Below are 18,893 nucleotides of genomic sequence, written 5' to 3' on the forward strand. Positions count from 1 at the left end.
CACACGGCGCGACGTGCGTTCCGTTGTGCAGCAGCACGCCGCACCACGTAGCGGACGGGAGGCACGGGCCGACCCCGCACCGCGCCTCCCGTCCGGCAACGGAACACGCGCAGGGGCGCGGCACAACCGGAAGCACGTCGCGCCACGGGAACACACGGCGCGACGTGCGTTCCGTTGTGCGGGAGCACGCCGCACCACGCGACGGACGGGAGGCACGGTGCGACCCCGCACCGTGCCTCCCGCCCGTCAGCGGGTCGCGCCGGCCGCTCGCGTCAGTACGCGACGCCGAACCGCGCGCGGTGGTGCGCCGGGTGCTCGATCTCGTCGACGATCGCGATCGCGTAGTCCGCACCGGAGATGTCCGAGTTGCCCTCGGCGTCGGTGAGGAGCAGGTCGTCCGTGGTGCGGTAGGTGCCCCGACGCTCGCCGGGGTTGTACCCGCCGAAGGCCGCGGCCGGGCTCACGTAGAACCAGTCGACGTCGCCGGTGTACCCACCAGAGCGCAGGCGGTCGAGGATCTCACCGTGGCTCTTCGCCTCGCCCTTGAAGGCGTCGGGGAACTCGGCGGTCTCGTAGAGCGCCGGACCGCCCTCGGCGACGAGCAGCGAACCCGCACCACCGACGATGCCGAGCCGGGCGCCGGCAGCAGCCGCTGCGTCGACGAAGTGCTGGAACTTGTCCTTCAACTCACTGCCGTCCGCCTGGACCGCGTGCAGCGAGACCACGACGACGTCGGCGTCCTTCGTGACGTCCGCCACGAACGACGGGTCGAAGGCATCGCCCTGCGCGAGGGTGAGCCCCTCGGCGGCGTCGAGCTTGGAGGTGTCGCGAGCGACGGCGGTGACGGCGAGACCGCGGGACAGGGCCTCGCGGACGATGGCGGAGCCGGCGTACCCGGTGCCGCCGAAGACGACGATGTTGGTCATGAGAGTCCTTCCGTGACTGGTGCGACCGACGGTACTCGCGTTACTCTCTTCTGGGAAGTAGGCACCTCACAGTGCGTAACGGAGGTCGGGATGTCAGCACTCGAGTACAGCCCCTACGCGGCGGACTGCCCCTCGCGGCAGCTGCTCGACCGCATCGGCGACCGGTGGAGCGTGCTGGTGATCGGGTCGCTCGTCGACGGACCGCAGCGCTACTCCGCCGTCGCGAACCGGGTGCAGGGGGTGTCGCAGAAGATGCTCACGCAGACGCTGCGCGCGCTCGAGCGGGACGGACTGGTGACACGCACGGTCTTCCCCGAGATCCCGCCGCGGGTGGAGTACGAGCTCACCGAGCGGGGTCGCTCGCTGCGCGCGGTGCTGGCGCCGCTCGAGGACTGGGCGACGTCGCACATGGCGGACGTGCAGGACTCGCGCGACGTGTACGACGGGCGCTGAGCGCGTCGCCGTGTGGCGCTGTACCGCGCAGCACCGGGACCCGCACGGCACCGGTGCGGCGTCACGCGGCGCCGCGGACACGCGCGGCCGACCGCCGCTGACCGTCCGCAGGAAGACTCGGGAACCGGCGGTGGTTGCCTGGACACATGCGATCGATCGTCTACACGAAGCCCGGTGACAGCAGCGTCCTCGACCTGGTCGAGCGGGAGGTCCCCCAGCCCGGCCCCGGCGAGGTCCGCGTCCGCGTGGTCGTCTCCGGTGTGAACCCCACCGACTGGAAGGCCCGCGCCGGCGGTACCTACGGCGACGGCCTGCCCTTCCCCGAGATCACCCCGAACCAGGACGGTGCCGGCGTGGTCGACGCCGTCGGCGAGGGCGTCGAGACCCTGCACGAGGGCGACCGCGTGTGGCTGTACATGGCAGCCGCCAGCCGTCCCACCGGCACCGCGCAGGAGTACACCGTCGTCCCGGCAGAGCGCGCGGTCGTGCTGCCCGAGGGCACGAGCTTCGACGTCGGTGCCTCGCTCGGTGTCCCGGCGATGACCGCCCACCGCGCACTCACCACCCACGAGGACGGTCCGGACCGCCTGACCCCCGGTGCGCTCGAGGGCCGCACGGTCCTGGTCGCCGGTGGCGCCGGGGCGGTGGGGCACGCCGCGATCCAGCTCGCCCGGTGGGCCGGCGCGACCGTGATCAGCACGATCAGTTCCGACGAGAAGGCTGCCCTGGCGACCGCCGCCGGCGCGCACCACACCGTGAACTACCGCGACGAGGACGCCGCCGCGCGCATCCACGAGATCGCCCCGGACGGCGTCGACATCGTCGTGGAGGTCTCGATCCCGCAGAACGCCCAGCTCGTCGCCGACGTCCTGGCGAACCACGGCGTCGTGTCGATCTACGCGAACAACGGTGGCGACGACGCGACGCTGCCGATCCGTCCGAACATGTCGGTCAACGCGCGCTACCAGTTCCTGCTGCTGTACACGATCGGCGACCGAGCCCTGGCCGCCGCCGCCGAGGACGTCACCGCCGCGCTGCGCGCCGACGTCCTGCCCGTCGGCGAGGACGCCGGCCTCCCCCTGACGCGCTTCGCGCTCGAGGACACCGCGGCCGCGCACGACGCCGTCGAGGGCGACGCGGTCGGCAAGGTCCTGATCGACGTCGCGTCCGAGTAGGACCGGTCACCGACGCGACCGGGTGACGGACGGGAGGCGCGACCCGCGTCCGGACGCCGCGTCACCGAGGCGACCCGGTGACGGCCGGGAGGCGCGGGGCGGATCCGCCCCGCGCCTCCCGGCCGTCCCGCGCCCACCTGGTACACAGGACCCATGACCGACGTCTCGACGCCCGCGCCCGGAACCAGAGCACTCGTCCTCGGGGGTGGCGGCGTCGCCGGCATCGCGTGGGAGGTCGGGGTCCTCTCCGCCCTGCAGGACGCCGGGGTCGACCTCGATGCAGCGGACCTCGTCGTCGGGACGAGCGCCGGCAGCGTCGTCGGGTCGTTCGTCCGCGCCGGCGCCGTGGCCCAGGCGTACGAGCAGCAGCACGCGCCGCTGCCGAGCACCTACGTCGAGCCGGAGCGGATCGCCGGCGAGGACTTCCAGGACCGCCTGCTGCAGGTGCTCGCGGGCGCGACCTCGGAGCAGGACGCCCGTGCGCGGCTCGGTGCCGTGGCGCAGCAGGTCGTCACCGGGCAATCCGACGACGAGCGCACCGCGACCTTCGCCGAGACGCTGCCGTCGACCGACTGGCCGGAGAAGCGACTCGCACTGACCACGATCGACGCCCTCGACGGGGCGTTCCGGGTGCTGACCGCGGAGTCGGGCGTGCCGCTCCCCCGCGCCGTGGCCGCGAGCTGCTCCGTGCCGTTCGTGTGGTCCCCCGTGCACATCGACGGCGTCCCGCACTACGACGGTGGGCTCCGCTCGGCCACCAACGCGGACGTCGCCGCCGGGTACGAGCGCGTGCTCGTCGTCGCGTGCGGGCCGGAGGGACCGTCGCCGCTCGGGCCGTGGCTCGACCTGGCGGTGGAGTCCCTGCGGGCCGGCGGCAGCTCGGTCGAGACGATCGTGGCGGACAGCGGGGCGCAGCACGCGTTCGGCGAGAACTCGTTGTCGCTGTCGACGCAGGCGCCCTCGGCGACCGAGGGTCGACGGCAGGGCGAGGCGGCGGCGGAGGCGATCGCGGCGTTCTGGGCGTAGCCGTCGGCGGTCGCCGGCGCGGTGCCCGTCAGGTCTCGAGCGCGCCGTTCCCGACACCACACGCGTCGATCGACGGGTGCGGTGTCGCACGATGCACACGCACCAGGTGCGGTCGCATGCTCCGACGTTGCACGCGTCGATCGACGCGTGCAACGTCGCGAGGACGGGCGGCAGCCGTCAGACGAACGCGGCCTCGCCCGTGATCGCCCGGCCCACGATGAGGGTGTTCACCTCGCGCGTCCCCTCGTACGAGTAGATCGCCTCGGCGTCGGAGAAGAACCGCGCGACACCCTTGTCGAGGACGATGCCGTTGCCGCCCTGGACCTCGCGGCACCAGCCGACGGTCTCGCGCATCTTCGCCGTCGCGAACGCCTTCGCCATCGCGGAGTGCTCGTCGCCGCCGATCCCCTGGTCCTGCATCGCCGAGGCCTGCGTGCACAGCGCGATCGACGCGGTGATGTTCATCAGGGACCGCACGAGCAGGTCCTGCACCATCTGGTGCGCGGCGATCGGCTTGCCGAACTGCACGCGCTCGCGGGCGTAGGCGAGCGCTGCCTCGTAGGCACCGATCGCGATGCCGACGGCCTGCCAGGCGACCTCCGTACGGGTGAGCCGGAGCACCGCCGCCGTGGTGCGGAACGAGTCCGCGCGCTGGAGTCGGCGCGACTCGGGCACCCGGACGCCGTCGAGCACGATGTCGGCGTTCTGCACGGTGCGCAGCGCGATCTTGTCCTCGATCTTGGTGGCGGTGAAGCCCGGCGTGTCCGTGGTGACGAGGAAGCCCTTGACCTGCTGGTCGGCGACGTCCTTCGCCCAGATCACGACGACGTCCGCGAAGGTCGCGTTGCCGATCCACCGCTTCTCGCCGTCCAGCACCCAGGTGTCGCCCTCGCGCCGCGCCGTGGTGCGGAGCCCGCGCGCCGAGTCACTGCCCGACAGCGGCTCGGTCAACCCGAACGCGCCGACGACCTCGCCGCGAGCCATCCGCGGCAGCCACTCCTGCTGCTGCTCGTCGCTGCCGCCGACGGCGATCGAGTTCATCGCGAGGCCGGACTGCACCCCGATGAACGTGGAGACGCCGGCGTCGATGCGACCGAGTTCGAGCGCCGCCCAACCGCGGTACACGGCCGAGTTCTCGAAGTGCCGCACGAGCGGGATGCCCGGGCCGTACATGCCGAGCTCGGCGAGCGGCGCGATGGTCTGCACCGGGAACTCCGCACGGGCCCAGTACTGGTCGGCGATCGGACGGACCTCGGCCTCGAGGTACGCACGCAGCTGCCCGAGCGACTCCCGCTCACGGGCCGTGAGCCCCTCCTGGAACCGGTAGAAGTCGGACTCGAGCAGGGGCGTGTCGGTGATCGACGTTGACATGACACCAACGATGCATCATTCTCGAAAACGTTGCAAGACCGGCATCGGCACTCAGGGGGAACGGTGAGGAACGAACCACTCGGCACGCTCGGGTCGACGCTCGTCCCGAGCGCGCTGGCCGCCAGACTGGAGGCCCACGGCGACGCCCGACGCGCGTTCCGTTCCGCACGACGCGCGTTCATCGACGGGGCGCGCATCGACATGGGCTCGCTCGCGTCGTCGCTCGGTGTCGACCGCACCTCGCTGTTCCGGTGGGTCGGCAACCGCGACCAGCTGCTCTCGGAGATCCTGTGGTCGCTCGCCGTACCGACGTTGGACGCCGCGGGGCGGGCGGCGGCCCCGTCCGGCGCGGCGCGGATCGTCGACGTGCTCGACCACTTCACGGCGGACCTCATCCGCGCGCCGTACTTCCGCGCCTTCCTGACCCGCGAACCGAGCCGCGCCCTGCGCCTGCTCACGACGACCGACAGCGACGTGCAGCGCCGGTTCGTCGCCGTCGTGACCTCCGTCATCGCGACGGAACAGGAGGCCGGGGCGTTCGACCCGGCGCCGCTGTCCGCGGAGGAGCTCGCACGGCTGCTGGTCCGCGTGTCGGAGTCGTTCACCTACGCGGACCTGATCTCCGGCGACGACCCCGATCCCGTCCGGGCGAGGACGACGTTCGCGTACATCCTCCGCCCGTGACGGCCGGGGCCCGTCGCCGTCCGGTCACTTCTGCGCGGCGAGCTCCAGGTTGATGTCGTCCGGGTCCTGCACCGAGAGGATGACCATGCCGGCGTCCCCGAGGTCGGTGACCTCGCCGTGCTCGATGCCGGCGGCGTCGAGGCGTTCGGCAGCAGCGTGCAGTTCGTCGACGGAACCCACGACGAAGCTCACGTGGTCGAGGCCGACGGTGTCCGGGTCGAAGCGCTGTCCGCTCGGCGCGACCGGGCGCAGCCCGAAGAGCTGGTCGCCGACCGGGAAGATCGCGCCGCCGTAGAGCCGCTCACGGTCCTCGGTGATGCCGGGCTCGTCGGCGTGCTCGCTGAAGTCCATCGCCGGTGCCGTACCGAGCAGCTGCTCGTAGAAGGCCTTGCTGCGGTGGATGTCGGTGACGGTGACCCGCACGTGGGCGAGGCCGAGGGGCTTGACGATCTGTTCGCTCATGCACCCGAGCCAACGCCGGAGGGCTGAGCGACACCGGGCAGCGTGCGGCTACCGGCCAGCCCGGCGCACCCGGTCGGTCAGGCGTCCGACGGTCGCGGCGCCGCGAGCTCCAGGTTGATGTCGTCCGGGTCCTGCAGCGACAGGATGACGAGTCCGAACGGTTCGAGGTCCGTCACCGCCCCGTGCACGATGCCCGCCGCGTCGAGCCGTTCGACGGCGCGGTGGAGGTCGTCCACGGACCGGACCCGGAGGCTGAGGTGGTCGAGGCCCACCCGGTCGGGGTCGAAGCGGTCGCCCGCGGAAGCGACCGGTCGGAGCCCGAGCGTCTGCCCGTGGAACGTGAACGAGCACCCGCCGTACGTCCGCCAGGGGTCGTCGTGGATCGTGGGGTCGTCGATCTCGTCGCTGAAGTCGCTCCCGGGGGCCGTGCCGAACAGCTGTGCGTAGAACGCCTTGCTCCGTCGGATGTCCGTCACGGTCAACCGGACGTGCGCGAACCCCTGCGGATCGACGATGCCGCCGTCGGCCGTCCTCACCGGAAGCCCGCGGTGTCGAGGACGTGCCGAGGGAGCCCGTGGCCCGTGCAGCGATCTCGACGTCGGACGCCTCGGAAGACATCGCGCACGTGGTCGCCGCAGCCGGTCCACGAGGTCTTGCCGCACACCGGGCACTGGACGGACTCGCACATGCGATCGACGGTACGCAGCGCGGCTGCCAGACGGTACGGCGTACCGTCCCCCACGCGTCCGACGGTCCGGAAGGCGCACGGACCGCCTCACGGATCGAACCACGAATGCGACATCGAACCAGCGCGCGGTGCTGGTTCGATGTCGCTTCCGTGGTTCGACTCCGGCCGCCCGCGCGTCGGGCGGCCCGGTCGAGCCGCCCGACGCCGGTCAGATCAGCGCGTCGGTGAGGTGGTTCGGTGTGCCGAAGCGGTGCGCCGTGATCGACACCGCCTGCTCGCGGAGGAACGGGAGCAGCTCGATCCGCCCGGCCTCGGTCACGGGCTCCCCGTACACGGCGACGTCCGGACGGCCACCGATCGCGGTCGTCAGCGCCGCGGTGTCGCCGCCGACGAGCCGCACGCGGGTGGACTCGCCACGCTCGACGCGCTTCGCGAAGGCCTCGTCGGACTGCCCCTCGGCGACGGACCGGACGTTCGGGAGGGCGCGGACGGCCGATGCGACGACCGACGGCAGCGCGGCCACCGACGAGACGTCGATCGTCGTCCCGGCGCGGACCGCCGCGGCCACGACACGCACGAGGTCGGCGACCGCGGGCTCCTCCGCCGACGCCAGGCGGACGTGGACTCCGGGGTACGGCAGGTACCGCGCGATGTTCCGCTCGGCCGAGAGCGCCGAGACGTCGACCGCTGCACCGAAGAGCGACGACCAGGCCTGCTCGTCGGACGCGGCGGCCCGCTCGAGCGACTCCGACGTGACCCCGGCTGCGCTGAGGAACGAGCGCACGGGGGCGGACGTCGCCCCACCGGCCGACGCCGGTACCGGCGACCACGAACCGAGCCCGAGCAGGTAGTTCAGCCCGCCCGCCTTGGTGCCGGCTCCGACGGCGGACTTCTTCCACCCGCCGAAGGGCTGCCGCCGCACGATGGCACCGGTGATCCCGCGGTTCACGTAGAGGTTGCCCGCCTCGATCCGGTCGAGCCACGTGCCGATCTCGGACGCGTCGAGCGAGTGCAGTCCCGAGGTCAGGCCGTAGTCGACCTCGTTCACGATGTCGATCGCCTCGTCGAGGGTCTTCGCGGTCATGATGCCGAGGATCGGGCCGAAGTACTCGGTGCGGTGGAACGCCGAACCACGCCGGACGCCGTCGCGGACACCGGGGCTCCACAGCTTGCCGGTGTCGTCGAGGCGCTTCGGTGCGACCGCCCACGACTCCCCCGAGCCGAGCCTCGTCAGACCCTCGAGCAGCTTGCCGGCGGCGGGCTCGATGATCGGCCCCATCTGCGTCGTCGGGTCGGTCGGGTACCCGACGGTGAGCGAGGACACGGCGTCGAGGAGCTGCGAGCGGAAGCGGCGCGACGACGCGACGGACCCGACGAGCACCACGAGCGAGGCGGCGGAGCACTTCTGCCCGGCGTGCCCGAAGGCGGAGGCGACGACGTCCTTGACCGCGAGGTCGAGGTCGGCGGACGGGGTGACGATGATCGCGTTCTTGCCCGACGTCTCCGCGAGCAGCGGCAGGTCCGGACGGAACGACCGGAACAACTCGGCCGTCTCGTACGCGCCGGTGAGGATCACCCGGTCGACCTGGGGAGCAGCGACGAGCTGCTTGCCGAGGTCGTCCTCGGCCACCTGGACGAAGGCGAGCACGTCGGCCGGGACGCCGTGGGCGTCGAGCGCGGTCTCGATGACCGTCGCCAGCACGGCACCGCAGCGCTCGGCCGGGGGCGCGGGCTTCAGCACGACGGCCGACCCGGCAGCGAGGGCCGCCAGGGTCGAGCCGGCCGGGATCGCGACGGGGAAGTTCCACGGCGGCGTGACCAGCGTCAGCGCGGCCGGCGAGAAGGACGCGCCGTCGACGTCGTCGAGCTGCGCGGCGAGCTCGCCGTAGAAGTGCGCGAAGTCGATCGCCTCGGACACCTCGACGTCGGCCTGGTCGATCGTCTTGCCGGCCTCGGCCGCCATGACCTCGACGAGGGCGGCGCGGTTCGCCTCCAGCGCGTCGCCGACGGCGTGGAGCACCGCGCCGCGCGCAGCACCGGACCACGAGCCCCACTCGGTCCCGGCGGCGCGGACGCGACCCAGGACGGTCTCGAGCTGCTCGGCGGAGGTGAGCCGGGCCTCCTGGACGGCACGTTCCCCGAGCGTCGACGTGGCGACGCGCGACGTGATGGCCGCACCCCACTCGCGGACCGTCGCGACCGACGGGTCGCTGTCCGGCGTGTTCTCGAAGTGACCGGGGCGGGGGCGCTCGACCGCCGCGTACCGGTCGCCGACGCGGTGCGGCGCCGGGGCGTCCAGGCCACCGGGCTGCGAGAGCGGGGCCAGGGAGTCGCGGAACCGGGCTTCCTCGCGGGCGAAGAGCGCGGGCGACGACGCCAGCGAGAAGACCGCCGACATGAAGTTCTCCTGCGACGCGCCTTCCTCGAGCCGTCGGATCAGGTAGGCGATCGCCACGTCGAACTCGCCCGGGTGGACGACCGGCGTGTAGAGCAGCAGCGAGCCGACCGTGCGACGGACCGCCTCGGCCTGCCCCTGCGCCATGCCGAGCAGCATCTCGAACTCGATGCCGTCACGGACGCCGCGCTCCCCGGCGAGCAGCCAGGCGTGCGCGACGTCGAACAGGTTGTGCCCGGCGACGCCGACGCGCACGTTCGCGATGCGCTCGGGCGTGAGGGCCCAGTCGAGCACGCGCTTGTAGTTGGTGTCCGAGTCCTGCTTCGTGTGCCAGGTGGCGAGCGGCCACCCGTGCACCGAGGCCTCGACCTGCTCCATCGGCAGGTTCGCGCCCTTGACGAGGCGGACCTTGATGTCGGCACCGCCGCGGGCACGACGAGCGGCCGACCACTCCTGCAGGTGCTGCATCGCGGCGAGCGCGTCCGGCAGGTACGCCTGGAGCACGATGCCGGCTTCGAGGTCGGTGAACTCCGGCTCGTCGAGGAGCTTCGTGAAGACCGCGATCGTCAGGTCGAGGTCCTTGTACTCCTCCATGTCGAGGTTGATGAACTTGCGCGGCGAGCTCTGCACGGCGCGACGGAAGAGCGGGCGGAGCTTCGCGATGATGTCCTCGACCGCGTGGTCGAACGCCCACGGCGAGTGCGGGTGCACGGTCGACGAGACCTTGATCGAGACGTAGTCGACGTCGTCACGGGCGAGGAGCCGCTGCGTGCCCTCGAGCCGGCGCGAGGCCTCCTTCTCACCGAGCACCGCCTCGCCGAGCAGGTTCACGTTCAGCCGGACGCCGTCGCGCTTGATCTTCGCGATCGCCGGCCCCAGCTTGGCGTCGGTCGCGTCGACGATGAGGTGTCCGACCATCTCGCGGAGCACCCGCCGCGCGATCGGGACGACGACACCGGGCAGCACCGGGGCCATGCCACCGCCGAGCCGGACGAGCCCGCGGAGCGCGGCGGGCAGGAACCCCGGCGCACCGGGCGCGATCTGCCGGAGCTTCCGGGCGGCCACCCCGAGGTCCTCGGGCCGGACGACGCCGTCGACGAACCCGACCGCGAAGTCGAGCCCGGCCGGGTCGGCGAGGACGCCTGCGAGCTGCTTCGCCGAGCCGTCGACCGGGTAGGTCTCGGCCTCGGCCAACCACTGGCGGACGAGGGCGACGGACTGGTCCGCCAGGTCGTCGTGCGGGGTCGGTGCGGCTTCGGCGTCGCGTGCCTGGAGGTCGGTCATGGGTTCAGTGTGGAGTTCGAGAAGCGTAAGCGGAAGCAACTCCTGCTGATGCGTACCGTGCAGGACAGCTACTGTGTCTGCATGCTCGACGTCCGTCGTCTCGTCCTCCTCCGGGAGCTCTCGATCCGGGGCACCGTGGCAGCCGTCGCGGAGGCCCTGAACTTCACGCCGTCCGCGGTTTCGCAACAGCTCGCCGTGCTCGAGCGTGAGGCCGGCGTACCCCTGCTCCGCAAGGTCGGCCGTCGCCTGCAGCTCACCCCGCAGGCCGAGGTGCTCGTGCAGGCCGCCGGGCACGTGCTCGACGTGCTCGACCAGGCGCAGGCGCAGGTGGAGTCGTCGCTCCCCACGGTGCAGGGACGGGTCCGCGTGGCGGTGTTCCAGTCGGCCGCCCTCGCCCTCATGCCGAACGCGCTGCACGAGATGGCCGTCGCGCACCCGGACGTGCGCATCGAGATGGTCCAGGGCGAGCCCGAGACGGCACTGCACGAGACGTGGGCCCGCGAGTTCGACATGGTGATCGCCGAGCAGTACCCGGCACACACCGCGCCGCACCTGTCCGGGCTGCACCGGTCGGACCTGACGACGGACGAGGTGCGCCTCGCGCTGCCGCCGGTCGACACGGCCCTGGCACCGGTGTCGTCCATCGAGGACGCCGAGGCGATGCCGTGGGTGATGGAGCCCCGCGGCACGGCGTCGCGGCACTTCGCCGAGCAGGTCTGCCGCCGGTGGGGCTTCGAGCCCGACGTGCGGTACGAGACCGCCGACCTGCAGACCCAGATCCGCCTGGTCGAGTCCGGGAACGCCGTCAGCCTCATGCCCGACCTGATGTGGACGGGTCGGACCACCACGTGCCGGCTCGTCGACCTGCCCGATCGTCCGCGACGGACGATCTTCACCGTGGTCCGCGCCGCAGGGTCGTCCTCCCCGGCGGTCCGTGCGCTCCGCGACGCCCTCGAACGCGCGGCGGCGTCCGTGCACCGCTGACCTGCGGAGCCTGGCGGGAACCCGCAACTCCCCCAACTCAGGTCACAACTGCACATCGACGGCGCGTTCGGAGACCTGCGCACCCTACGATCCGAGCAGGTCGAGGATGCTCGGCCGATCCTCAGGTCCGGCACCCGACCGGACACGAACCAGGGGGAAGACGTGCGCCGCAGCACCTCCACCGTCCGACGCGCCTGTGCCGTCGGCACGACCATCGCCCTCGTCGGTCTCACGACCGGCCTCGGCATCATGACCGCGACCGCCGCCTCCGCCGCCCCGGCGGACCAGGTGTCGAGCTCGCAGGTAGCGACGAGCGGGGACCAGGCCGCCTCGAGCAGCCAGGGCACCGGCACGCAGGACCCGGACGGCGGCCAGGCCACCGCCGGGACCGACGCGACGACCGGCTCGGGCGACGACACCGCTGCGGGCACCGCGCCCGACGGCAGCACCGAGACCGGCACCGACACCTCGGGCGCGATGCCCGACACCGACGGCACCGGCACCGGCACCGGCGCCACGCCGGGCAGCACCGGCAGCACGGCCCCGGCGTCCGGCTCCCCGACGGTCGACACGACACCCACCGACGCCCCGACCGAGGCGCAGCAGGACGCCCCCGCCGTCACCATCGTCGGCGACGCCCGGACCGGCAACACCCTCGAGGCGAAGCCGACCGGGTTCGACGAGGACGGCAGCTTCCGGTTCGTCTGGACGATCGACGGCGAGCCCGGTGCCGCGACGCTCGCGAAGGTCGACTCGCTCACCCTGGACGAGGCGCTCGCGGGCAAGCGGGTCACCGTGACCGTGACGGGCACGCCGACCGACGGTACGGCCGCCCACACGACGAGCGCGACCTCCGAGACGATCACGCAGGCCCCGGTGTTCGTCGACGAGTCCGGCGAGCCGATCGTCGAGGGCGCGGACGTCGACGACCCCCAGTACCTCGACGCCACTGCCGGCGAGCGGTTCTCGTACACCTTCCACGCCGACGGCTTCCCGGCGCCGAGCTACCGGCTCGACTGGTACTGGGACGACGAGGACGGCGACGACACCGTCGTCTCGACGGAGGGACAGCAGCGAGCGCAGGAACACGCGACAGCGAACGCGCAGCGGAACGCCTTCGGAGCGGTCGGTTCCGGCTGGCAGGCGGACGAGGGCGACGACGAAGAGTCCGGGCCCGAGGTCCAGCTGCCGGAGGGCTTCACCTTCGACCCGGCGACCGGTGTCCTGAGCGGCTCCACCGACCTCGCGTTCTCCTACGACTTCGCCGTCACCGCGACGAGCGGCACGGTCTCCACGACGCAGTACGTCGAACTGACGGTGGCCCCGGGCAAGCCCGCCGGTTTCCTGGTCACCACGGGCGACGCAGCGACCCTCGAGACCCAGCGGCCCGTCCTGTGGGTCATCAGCCCCCGGGGCGACGTCACGACGATCACGATCGACCTCGACGAGGACGATCTCTGGTCGGCGATCGACATCCAGGACGGCGGCCGTCCGACGGTGCAGCAGAACGGCACGCTCTTCGTCTCCGGACAGCCGGTCGACCGGTTCGGCAACTACGTCGAGAACTTCGACGAGGACGGCGACCCGATCGTCGTCGAGACGGTCACGTCCGACGTCGCGACCGACGTCATCGAGCGCCTGGACGACGAGGACGGTGGCGGTGCCTCCGTCACCTTCCCGCATGCCTCGGTGCACACCCTGACGGTGTCGGCACCGTCGATGCAGGGCACGTCGTTCGCCGTCGAGGTCGTCCCGACCGCCGCGCCGGCCCTCACCCCGACCACGCCCGCCGCCGCAGCACCGATCACGCGTCCGACGCCCGGTCGCCTCGCGTACACCGGCACCGACGTGTCAGCACCCGTCGCGTGGACGCTCGGCCTGCTCGTCGCGGGTGCCGGACTGCTGGGCGCGGGGATGTTGCGTCGCCGCCGAGCGCAGCGCTGACACGACGCCTCCGGCCGGTCGGTCACGCCGTGGCCCGGCCGGGAGGCTCCTCCCGCGGCCCCGCCGTGTCCCTCGCGGACACGACGGGGCCGCTCCACGTCCATGGGGACACGGGCCGTCGGCTGCCCGTCCCACCGGGGCACGCGTCGGTAGCGTGGGCCGCATGCCCACGCTGCTGCACATCGACTCCTCCGCCGACCTCACCCACTCGCGTTCGCGCGCCCTGACCGCCGCGTTCGCGGACGCCTGGCGCGCCCGCGGGCCGGAGTACACGGTGGTGCGTCGGGACCTGCACGTCGACCAGCTCCCGCACCTCGAGACCTCGGCACTGCACTGGGCAGCGTCCGACCGCACCGCCGAGGAGTCCGTCGCGCCCGAGGCCGAGGCACTCCGCCAGGAGGTCATCGACGAGCTCCTCGCCGCGGACGCCGTCGTCGTCGGGGCGCCGCTGTACAACTACACGGTGCCGTCGACCCTCAAGGCCTGGATCGACCGGGTCCACGTGCCCGGGGTCCTCGCCGGCGACGTCCAGCCGCTCGCCGGTCGGCCGGTCGTGACGGTCGTCAGCCGCGGCGCCACCTACGACGCCGGCTCCCCGACCGAGACCTGGGACCACGGCTCGCCCGTGCTGCACCTGATCCTCGGGACGGCGCTCGGCATGAAGCTGTACCCGGTGACCGTCAGCGCCACCCTCGCAGACCGGATCCCGGACCTCGCACCGCTCGCCGAGCACGCGTCGGCCGAGTTCGCCGACGCCCGGACCACGCTCGAACGACTCGCCGCGACGGTCGTCTGAGCCGGACCGGAGGCAGCCGGACCGGCGTCAGCCGGACCGATCTCAGTCTCGCCGGATCTCGTCCGCCCGGCCGAGCAGGTCCGCGTGGAAGGCCGTCTGCGTCAGCGCGCTCGCGAGCAGGAACCCCGTCATCGAGTCGATCCCCCCGCTGAACGGCACGCGCGAGGCGACCTCGAACAGGGTCGGGGACGTCAGGGTGTCGAGCGCCGCGGCGACGTGGTGCGAACGCTCCGCTCGGTGCCGGGCGAGCGTCCGGGCACGCGTGACGACGTCGCGGAAGCGGTACTCGTGCCCCGGACAGACCTCGAGGTCGCCGTACCCGTCGAGCCGTGCGAGGGAGGACAGGAGGTCGCCGAGCGGGTTCGTGGTCGTCCGGCCGCCGAGTCCGATCCCGGAGTTGATGCGCGGCAGCACGTGGTCGCCGGTGAAGAGCAGCCCGTCGCCCTCGTCGACGAGGCACAGGTGCCCGGCGGTGTGCCCCGGTGTCCACAGCGCCCGGACCTCGCGACCGGGGATCGGCAGCACGTCGCCGTCCGCCACGAGCAGGTCCGCGAAGGGCTCGACGGCGCGACCGAGGCCGATCCGTCGTCCGCTCCCCCACGCGGCGACCACGCCGGCGACCAGCTCCGCGGGCAGCCCCCACCCGGCGATGTCGGCGTCGTTCGCGGCCGCGTCCTCGCGCTCCCGCCGCAGGGCCTCGACCTCGAGCCGGTGCATCGCGATCCGAGCCCCGCTCGCACGCCGGAGCGCGGCGGCAGCACCGAGGTGGTCGGCGTGCAGGTGCGTCACGACGACGAGTCCGACCTGGTCGACCGAGCGCCCGATCGCCGCGAGACCGGCGCGGAGCACTGCGAGCTCGTCGTCCTCCGCCCAGCCGGGGTCGATCACGGCGAGGGTCCCGTCGGTCCCCTCCACCACGTAGGACAGGGTCGCGTCCGGCACGCCCCCGCGGAACGGCACCGCGAGGGTCCAGACGCCGGGGCGCACCTGCTCGACGGGCGGCAGGACGCCGTCGCGGAGCGCGGCGGCCTGCACGGGGCTGATCGGTTCCGGTGCCGGCGCTGCCGGCGGGGGCACGGTCGTCACGCGACCACCATAGTGACGACGCCCGCGCGCCGGGGTGGGCCGCGCCTCCCGGTCGGGACCCGTGCGCGTCGCGACGGACGGACGGCGCCGAGCCGAGCCTCCCGTCCGCCGGAGCGACCGCGAGTAGACAGGCCACATGGAGATCGCACCGATGCTCGCCAAGGCCGTCGCCACCGTGCCCGACCCCGACAGCGTCCGCGGCGGACTGCGGTACGAGCCGAAGTGGGACGGCTTCCGGGGGATCGTGACGGTCGACGGCGACGACGTCACCATCGGCAGCCGCGGGGCGAAGCCGCTCACCCGGTACTTCCCGGAGCTCGTGGAGGCCTTCCGCGCGCAGTTCGGCGGACGCGGCCACCCCGTCGTGCTCGACGGCGAGGTGGTCCTGCGGAGCGGCGAGCCGGGGAGTGAGCACCTGGACTGGGAGGCCCTCTCCCAGCGGATCCACCCGGCGGAGTCGCGCATCCGCACGCTGAGCGTCGAGACCCCAGCACAGTTCGTCGCGTTCGACCTGCTCGCCGTCGACGGGACGGAGCTGCTGGACCTGCCGTTCGACGAGCGGCGCGAGCGGCTGGAGGCACTCGCCGACGGCATGACCGACCCGCTGTTCGTCACCCGCACCACGCTCGACGTCGACCTCGCCCGCGATTGGCTGACCACGTTCGAGGGCGCCGGCCTGGACGGCGTCGTGGCCAAGCCCCGGGCGAAGGCGTACGAGCCGAACAAGCGCACCATGCTCAAGGTGAAGCACCACCGGACCGCCGACGTCGTCGCGATCGGGTACCGCGTGCACAAGAGCGGCAGCGGCGTCGGCTCGCTGCTCGTCGGGCTGTACGACGCGGACGGTGACCTCCGCCAGGTCGGCGGCGTCTCCGCCTTCACCGACCGCCGGCGGCAGCAGTTGGTGGAGGAGCTCGAGCCCGTCGTGCTCCGCGATGCGGACGGGAGGCCCGTCACCGGTGACGGGGAACGGTCGCGGTTCTCGTCGGGTCGCGACACCTCGTTCGTCCGGCTCGCGCCGGAACGCGTGCTCGAGGTGCGGTACGACCAGATGGAGGGCGACCGGTTCCGGCACACGGTGCAGTTCGAGCGATGGCGACCCGACCGCGACGCCCGGTCGTGCGGGTTCGATCAGCTCGATGTCCCATCTGCGTACGACCTGCGCGACGTGTTGTCCTAGCGCTTGCACCGGCCGCCGCGCGTCAATATGCTCGCAGTAGTTAGGCTAACTAGTGACTTCCGGACGGGAATCCGGGGGCACGGTGGAGACGGGAGCGGGACATGATCATCGACGGCATCAGCGACGCCAACCGAGGCACCTGGTCCCGCCTGACGCGACTGCACACGGCGAGCGTCACGCTGCCGATGCACACCAGCCGGGTCGCGAAGCCCGAGCACCGCGCCGAGGACGTCGCCGCGGCCTGAGCCGGCCCGGTCAGGGCCGGTCCGTCTCGCACGGTCCGTTCCGCGCTTCAGGCCTTCTTGGCACGGGACGGCTGCACGCGCGGCGGCTCCCCCGGCATCTTCGGGAAGTCGGGCGGGAACGGCAGCTCGCCGAGCCCGGACGCCAGGTCCCGTTCCCACCACCCGAGCAACGGAGCGATGTCCCCCGGCTGAGCGTGCATCGACTCCCACGGATCGCCGAGGGTCCGCAGCCGTTCCGGGACGGCGATCACCGTCAGGGTCGTCGGGTCCACGCTGTCGAGCTCGTCCCAGGTGATCGGCGTCGAGACGCTCGCATGTGCCAGGGCTCGCGGGCTGTAGGCGCCGGCCATCGTGCGGTCGCGGTTCGCCTGGTTGAAGTCGACGAAGACGCGCTGCCCGCGCTCCTCCTTCCACCACGCCGTCGTCACACGGTCGGGCATCCGCCGCTCGAGCTCCCGCGCCGCCGCGATCACCGCGTGACGGACGTCGAGGAAGTCGTGCTCGGGCCGGATCGGTGCGAACACGTGCAGGCCGCGGTTGCCGCTGGTCTTGATCCACGCCGTGAGCCCGACCTCGTCGAGCACCTTCCGGAGCTCGTGCGCGACGGGCACGGTGTCGTGGAAGTCGGTGCCCGGCTGCGGGTCGAGGTCGATGCGCAGCTGGTCGGGGTGGTCGGAGTCCTCGGCGCGGCTCGCCCACGGGTGGAACACGACGGTGTTCATCTGCGCTGCCCACACCGCGACCGCCGGCTCGTCGACCACGAGCTGCGGGTGTGACCGGCCGCTCGGGTAGGTGACGACGACGTCGCGCACGTACTCGGGAGCACCCTTCGGCGGGTTCTTCGAGAAGAACGAGTCCCCGTCGATGCCCGACCCGAACCGCTGCAGCGAGATCGGTCGGTCCCCGTTGGCCCGGACGAAGGGCTCCCCGACGGCGACCAGGTACTCGGCGAGGTCGAGCTTCGTGATGCCGACCTCGGGGAAGAGCACGCGGGACGGGCTGCTGATCCGCACCTCCCGGTCGCCGTCCGGACCCGGGACCGTCAGCGTCGTCGCCTCGCTCGCCATGCAGCGGACCGTACACGGCCGGCGCTCCGGACGCCCCCGGCCCCGGCCTGCCCTCGGCCCCGCCCTCCCCGCCGAGCTCTCCCCGCCGAGCGGGCCATTTCTGTCACGCTCACCGCCGTCGGCCGACGAGTTCCGCCCGCTCGGCGCACCACGCGCGGCATGTCCTGCCCGCTCGGGGACGGCCGTGGAGGGACCGGCTGCGGAGGGGCGGCTGCGGAGGGCCGGCGAGCGGCACGGGGACGGGCGTGGAGCGTCGTTCGAGCGACGCCGGGCACGATGGACCGGTGACGGCGTACCTCGGGGTGGACCTGGCGTGGGGCCTCGGCAGCGACCGGAAGCCCGCGAACGAGACCGGTCTCGTCGCGATGGCCGACGACGGCACGATCACGGACGCCGGGTGGGCCCGCGGGGTCGACGCCGTGACGGACTGGATCGCGGCGCACCTCGGGCGACGGACCCTGGTCGCTGTCGACGCCTCGCTCGTGGTGACGAACCCGAGCGGCATCCGCGAGGCCGAGCGGCAGGTCGGGCAACGCTACGGCCGGTGGAGGGTCGCGGCGAACCCGACGAACCTGGCCTCGGCGGCGAGCGCCGGGGCACGGCTGCTCGACCGGCTGACGGACCTCGGGATCGGCTACGTCAGCGACACCGCGGCGATGCGGGAGCGCACCGGGCAGGCGGCCTTCGAGTGCTACCCGTACACGACCCTCGTGGGGGTCGAGGAGCTCGGCTACGACGACGAGCGTCCGCGCTACAAGCGCCTCGACCTGAAGCTCCCGGCCGCCGTCGCCCGACAGCGGCGCGCGGAGGCGTTCGACGACCTGGTGCACCGGCTGCGCACGACCCCGCTCGACCCGCCGCTGCTGCTGGACTCCCATCCCCTGACGGCCGGGCTCGCCGAGCCGTCGGTGCTGCACGGGCCGACGCACAAGCACCGGGAGGACCTGCTCGACGGCGCCCTGTGTGCCTGGACCGCCGCGTTCTGGGAGCGGCACGGCGACGAACGGGTGCAGGTGCTGGGAGGTGATCCGGGTCTCCCGTCCGACCCACCGGACGAGGCGGGCCGCCAGCCCGTCGTGGTGGCACCCGCGCGTGGGTCGCAGCGGCGGCCGCGCGGCTAGGCTCGA

General features: G+C 72.8%; 17 protein-coding genes. 10 read left to right on the top strand and 7 right to left on the bottom strand.

Annotated features, from left to right (window positions below):
* Positions 1-272: 272 nt before the first annotated feature.
* Complete coding sequence (locus tag M3677_RS07410) at positions 273-926, bottom strand: NAD(P)-dependent oxidoreductase (RefSeq protein ID WP_066653653.1); 654 nt, start codon at positions 924-926, stop codon at positions 273-275.
* Positions 927-1,016: 90 nt separating this feature from the next.
* Here M3677_RS07410 and M3677_RS07415 point away from each other — a divergent pair, with 90 nt between their 5' ends.
* From M3677_RS07415 to M3677_RS07425, 3 genes are all read left to right on the top strand, one after another.
* Positions 1,017-1,379 (top strand): helix-turn-helix domain-containing protein, encoded by a 363-nt coding sequence (locus tag M3677_RS07415; protein ID WP_066653651.1) that lies wholly within the window; start codon positions 1,017-1,019, stop codon positions 1,377-1,379.
* A 146-nt stretch (positions 1,380-1,525) separates the two neighbouring features.
* Positions 1,526-2,554 carry an NADPH:quinone reductase gene (locus M3677_RS07420; RefSeq protein WP_251160145.1) on the top strand — a complete coding sequence of 343 codons (1,029 nt, stop codon included), beginning with the start codon at positions 1,526-1,528 and terminating at the stop codon, positions 2,552-2,554.
* A gap of 153 nt (positions 2,555-2,707) precedes the next feature.
* Positions 2,708-3,580, top strand: a complete 873-nt coding sequence (locus M3677_RS07425) for a patatin-like phospholipase family protein (protein ID WP_251160146.1) — start codon at positions 2,708-2,710, stop codon at positions 3,578-3,580.
* Positions 3,581-3,757: 177 nt separating this feature from the next.
* Here the strand turns inward: M3677_RS07425 and M3677_RS07430 are convergent, their stop codons facing one another.
* Entirely contained in the window at positions 3,758-4,951 is a 1,194-nt protein-coding gene (locus tag M3677_RS07430) for an acyl-CoA dehydrogenase family protein (RefSeq protein WP_066653643.1), read from the bottom strand.
* Positions 4,952-5,014: 63 nt separating this feature from the next.
* On the opposite strand from M3677_RS07430, the gene M3677_RS07435 reads away from it, so the two are divergent.
* Positions 5,015-5,635, top strand: coding sequence for a QsdR family transcriptional regulator (locus M3677_RS07435; protein WP_251160147.1), 621 nt, complete (start codon positions 5,015-5,017; stop codon positions 5,633-5,635).
* A 24-nt stretch (positions 5,636-5,659) separates the two neighbouring features.
* Here M3677_RS07435 and M3677_RS07440 read toward each other — a convergent pair whose 3' ends face one another.
* From M3677_RS07440 to M3677_RS07450, 3 genes are all read right to left on the bottom strand, one after another.
* Positions 5,660-6,097 (bottom strand): VOC family protein, encoded by a 438-nt coding sequence (locus M3677_RS07440; protein WP_209683155.1) that lies wholly within the window; start codon positions 6,095-6,097, stop codon positions 5,660-5,662.
* A gap of 77 nt (positions 6,098-6,174) precedes the next feature.
* A complete protein-coding gene (locus tag M3677_RS07445; protein WP_251160148.1) occupies positions 6,175-6,633 on the bottom strand; it encodes a VOC family protein in 459 nt (152 codons plus the stop codon).
* A gap of 360 nt (positions 6,634-6,993) precedes the next feature.
* The gene (locus tag M3677_RS07450; RefSeq protein WP_251160149.1) at positions 6,994-10,464 is read right to left on the bottom strand and encodes a bifunctional proline dehydrogenase/L-glutamate gamma-semialdehyde dehydrogenase; all 3,471 of its coding nucleotides are present in this window, start codon (positions 10,462-10,464) and stop codon (positions 6,994-6,996) included.
* 81 nt (positions 10,465-10,545) lie between these two features.
* Between M3677_RS07450 and M3677_RS07455 the strand changes: the two genes are divergently transcribed.
* The 3 genes from M3677_RS07455 (at position 10,546) to M3677_RS07465 (ending at position 14,188) form a co-directional block, all read left to right on the top strand.
* Positions 10,546-11,448 carry a LysR family transcriptional regulator gene (locus tag M3677_RS07455; RefSeq protein WP_251160150.1) on the top strand — a complete coding sequence of 301 codons (903 nt, stop codon included), beginning with the start codon at positions 10,546-10,548 and terminating at the stop codon, positions 11,446-11,448.
* Between the two features lie 162 nt (positions 11,449-11,610).
* Positions 11,611-13,392 carry a hypothetical protein gene (locus M3677_RS07460; protein ID WP_251160151.1) on the top strand — a complete coding sequence of 594 codons (1,782 nt, stop codon included), beginning with the start codon at positions 11,611-11,613 and terminating at the stop codon, positions 13,390-13,392.
* A gap of 163 nt (positions 13,393-13,555) precedes the next feature.
* A complete protein-coding gene (locus M3677_RS07465; RefSeq protein WP_251160152.1) occupies positions 13,556-14,188 on the top strand; it encodes an FMN-dependent NADH-azoreductase in 633 nt (210 codons plus the stop codon).
* Between the two features lie 42 nt (positions 14,189-14,230).
* Here M3677_RS07465 and M3677_RS07470 read toward each other — a convergent pair whose 3' ends face one another.
* Positions 14,231-15,274: an MBL fold metallo-hydrolase gene (locus M3677_RS07470; RefSeq protein WP_066653618.1), complete on the bottom strand. Its 1,044-nt coding sequence runs from the start codon at positions 15,272-15,274 to the stop codon at positions 14,231-14,233.
* Positions 15,275-15,410: 136 nt separating this feature from the next.
* Between M3677_RS07470 and M3677_RS07475 the strand changes: the two genes are divergently transcribed.
* Positions 15,411-16,454 (top strand): ATP-dependent DNA ligase, encoded by a 1,044-nt coding sequence (locus M3677_RS07475; RefSeq protein ID WP_251160153.1) that lies wholly within the window; start codon positions 15,411-15,413, stop codon positions 16,452-16,454.
* Positions 16,455-16,555: 101 nt separating this feature from the next.
* On the top strand, positions 16,556-16,699 hold the full coding sequence (locus M3677_RS07480; protein ID WP_153257421.1) for a hypothetical protein: 144 nt from the start codon (positions 16,556-16,558) through the stop codon (positions 16,697-16,699).
* A 47-nt stretch (positions 16,700-16,746) separates the two neighbouring features.
* On the opposite strand, the gene ligD is transcribed toward M3677_RS07480, so the two are convergent.
* Positions 16,747-17,766 (bottom strand): non-homologous end-joining DNA ligase, encoded by a 1,020-nt coding sequence (gene ligD / locus M3677_RS07485; RefSeq protein ID WP_251160154.1) that lies wholly within the window; start codon positions 17,764-17,766, stop codon positions 16,747-16,749.
* A gap of 284 nt (positions 17,767-18,050) precedes the next feature.
* On the opposite strand from ligD, the gene M3677_RS07490 reads away from it, so the two are divergent.
* Positions 18,051-18,887: a DUF429 domain-containing protein gene (locus M3677_RS07490; protein ID WP_251160155.1), complete on the top strand. Its 837-nt coding sequence runs from the start codon at positions 18,051-18,053 to the stop codon at positions 18,885-18,887.
* Positions 18,888-18,893: the final 6 nt, after the last annotated feature.

The organism is Curtobacterium sp. P97 (assembly GCF_023712445.1).
Taxonomy (GTDB): domain Bacteria; phylum Actinomycetota; class Actinomycetes; order Actinomycetales; family Microbacteriaceae; genus Curtobacterium.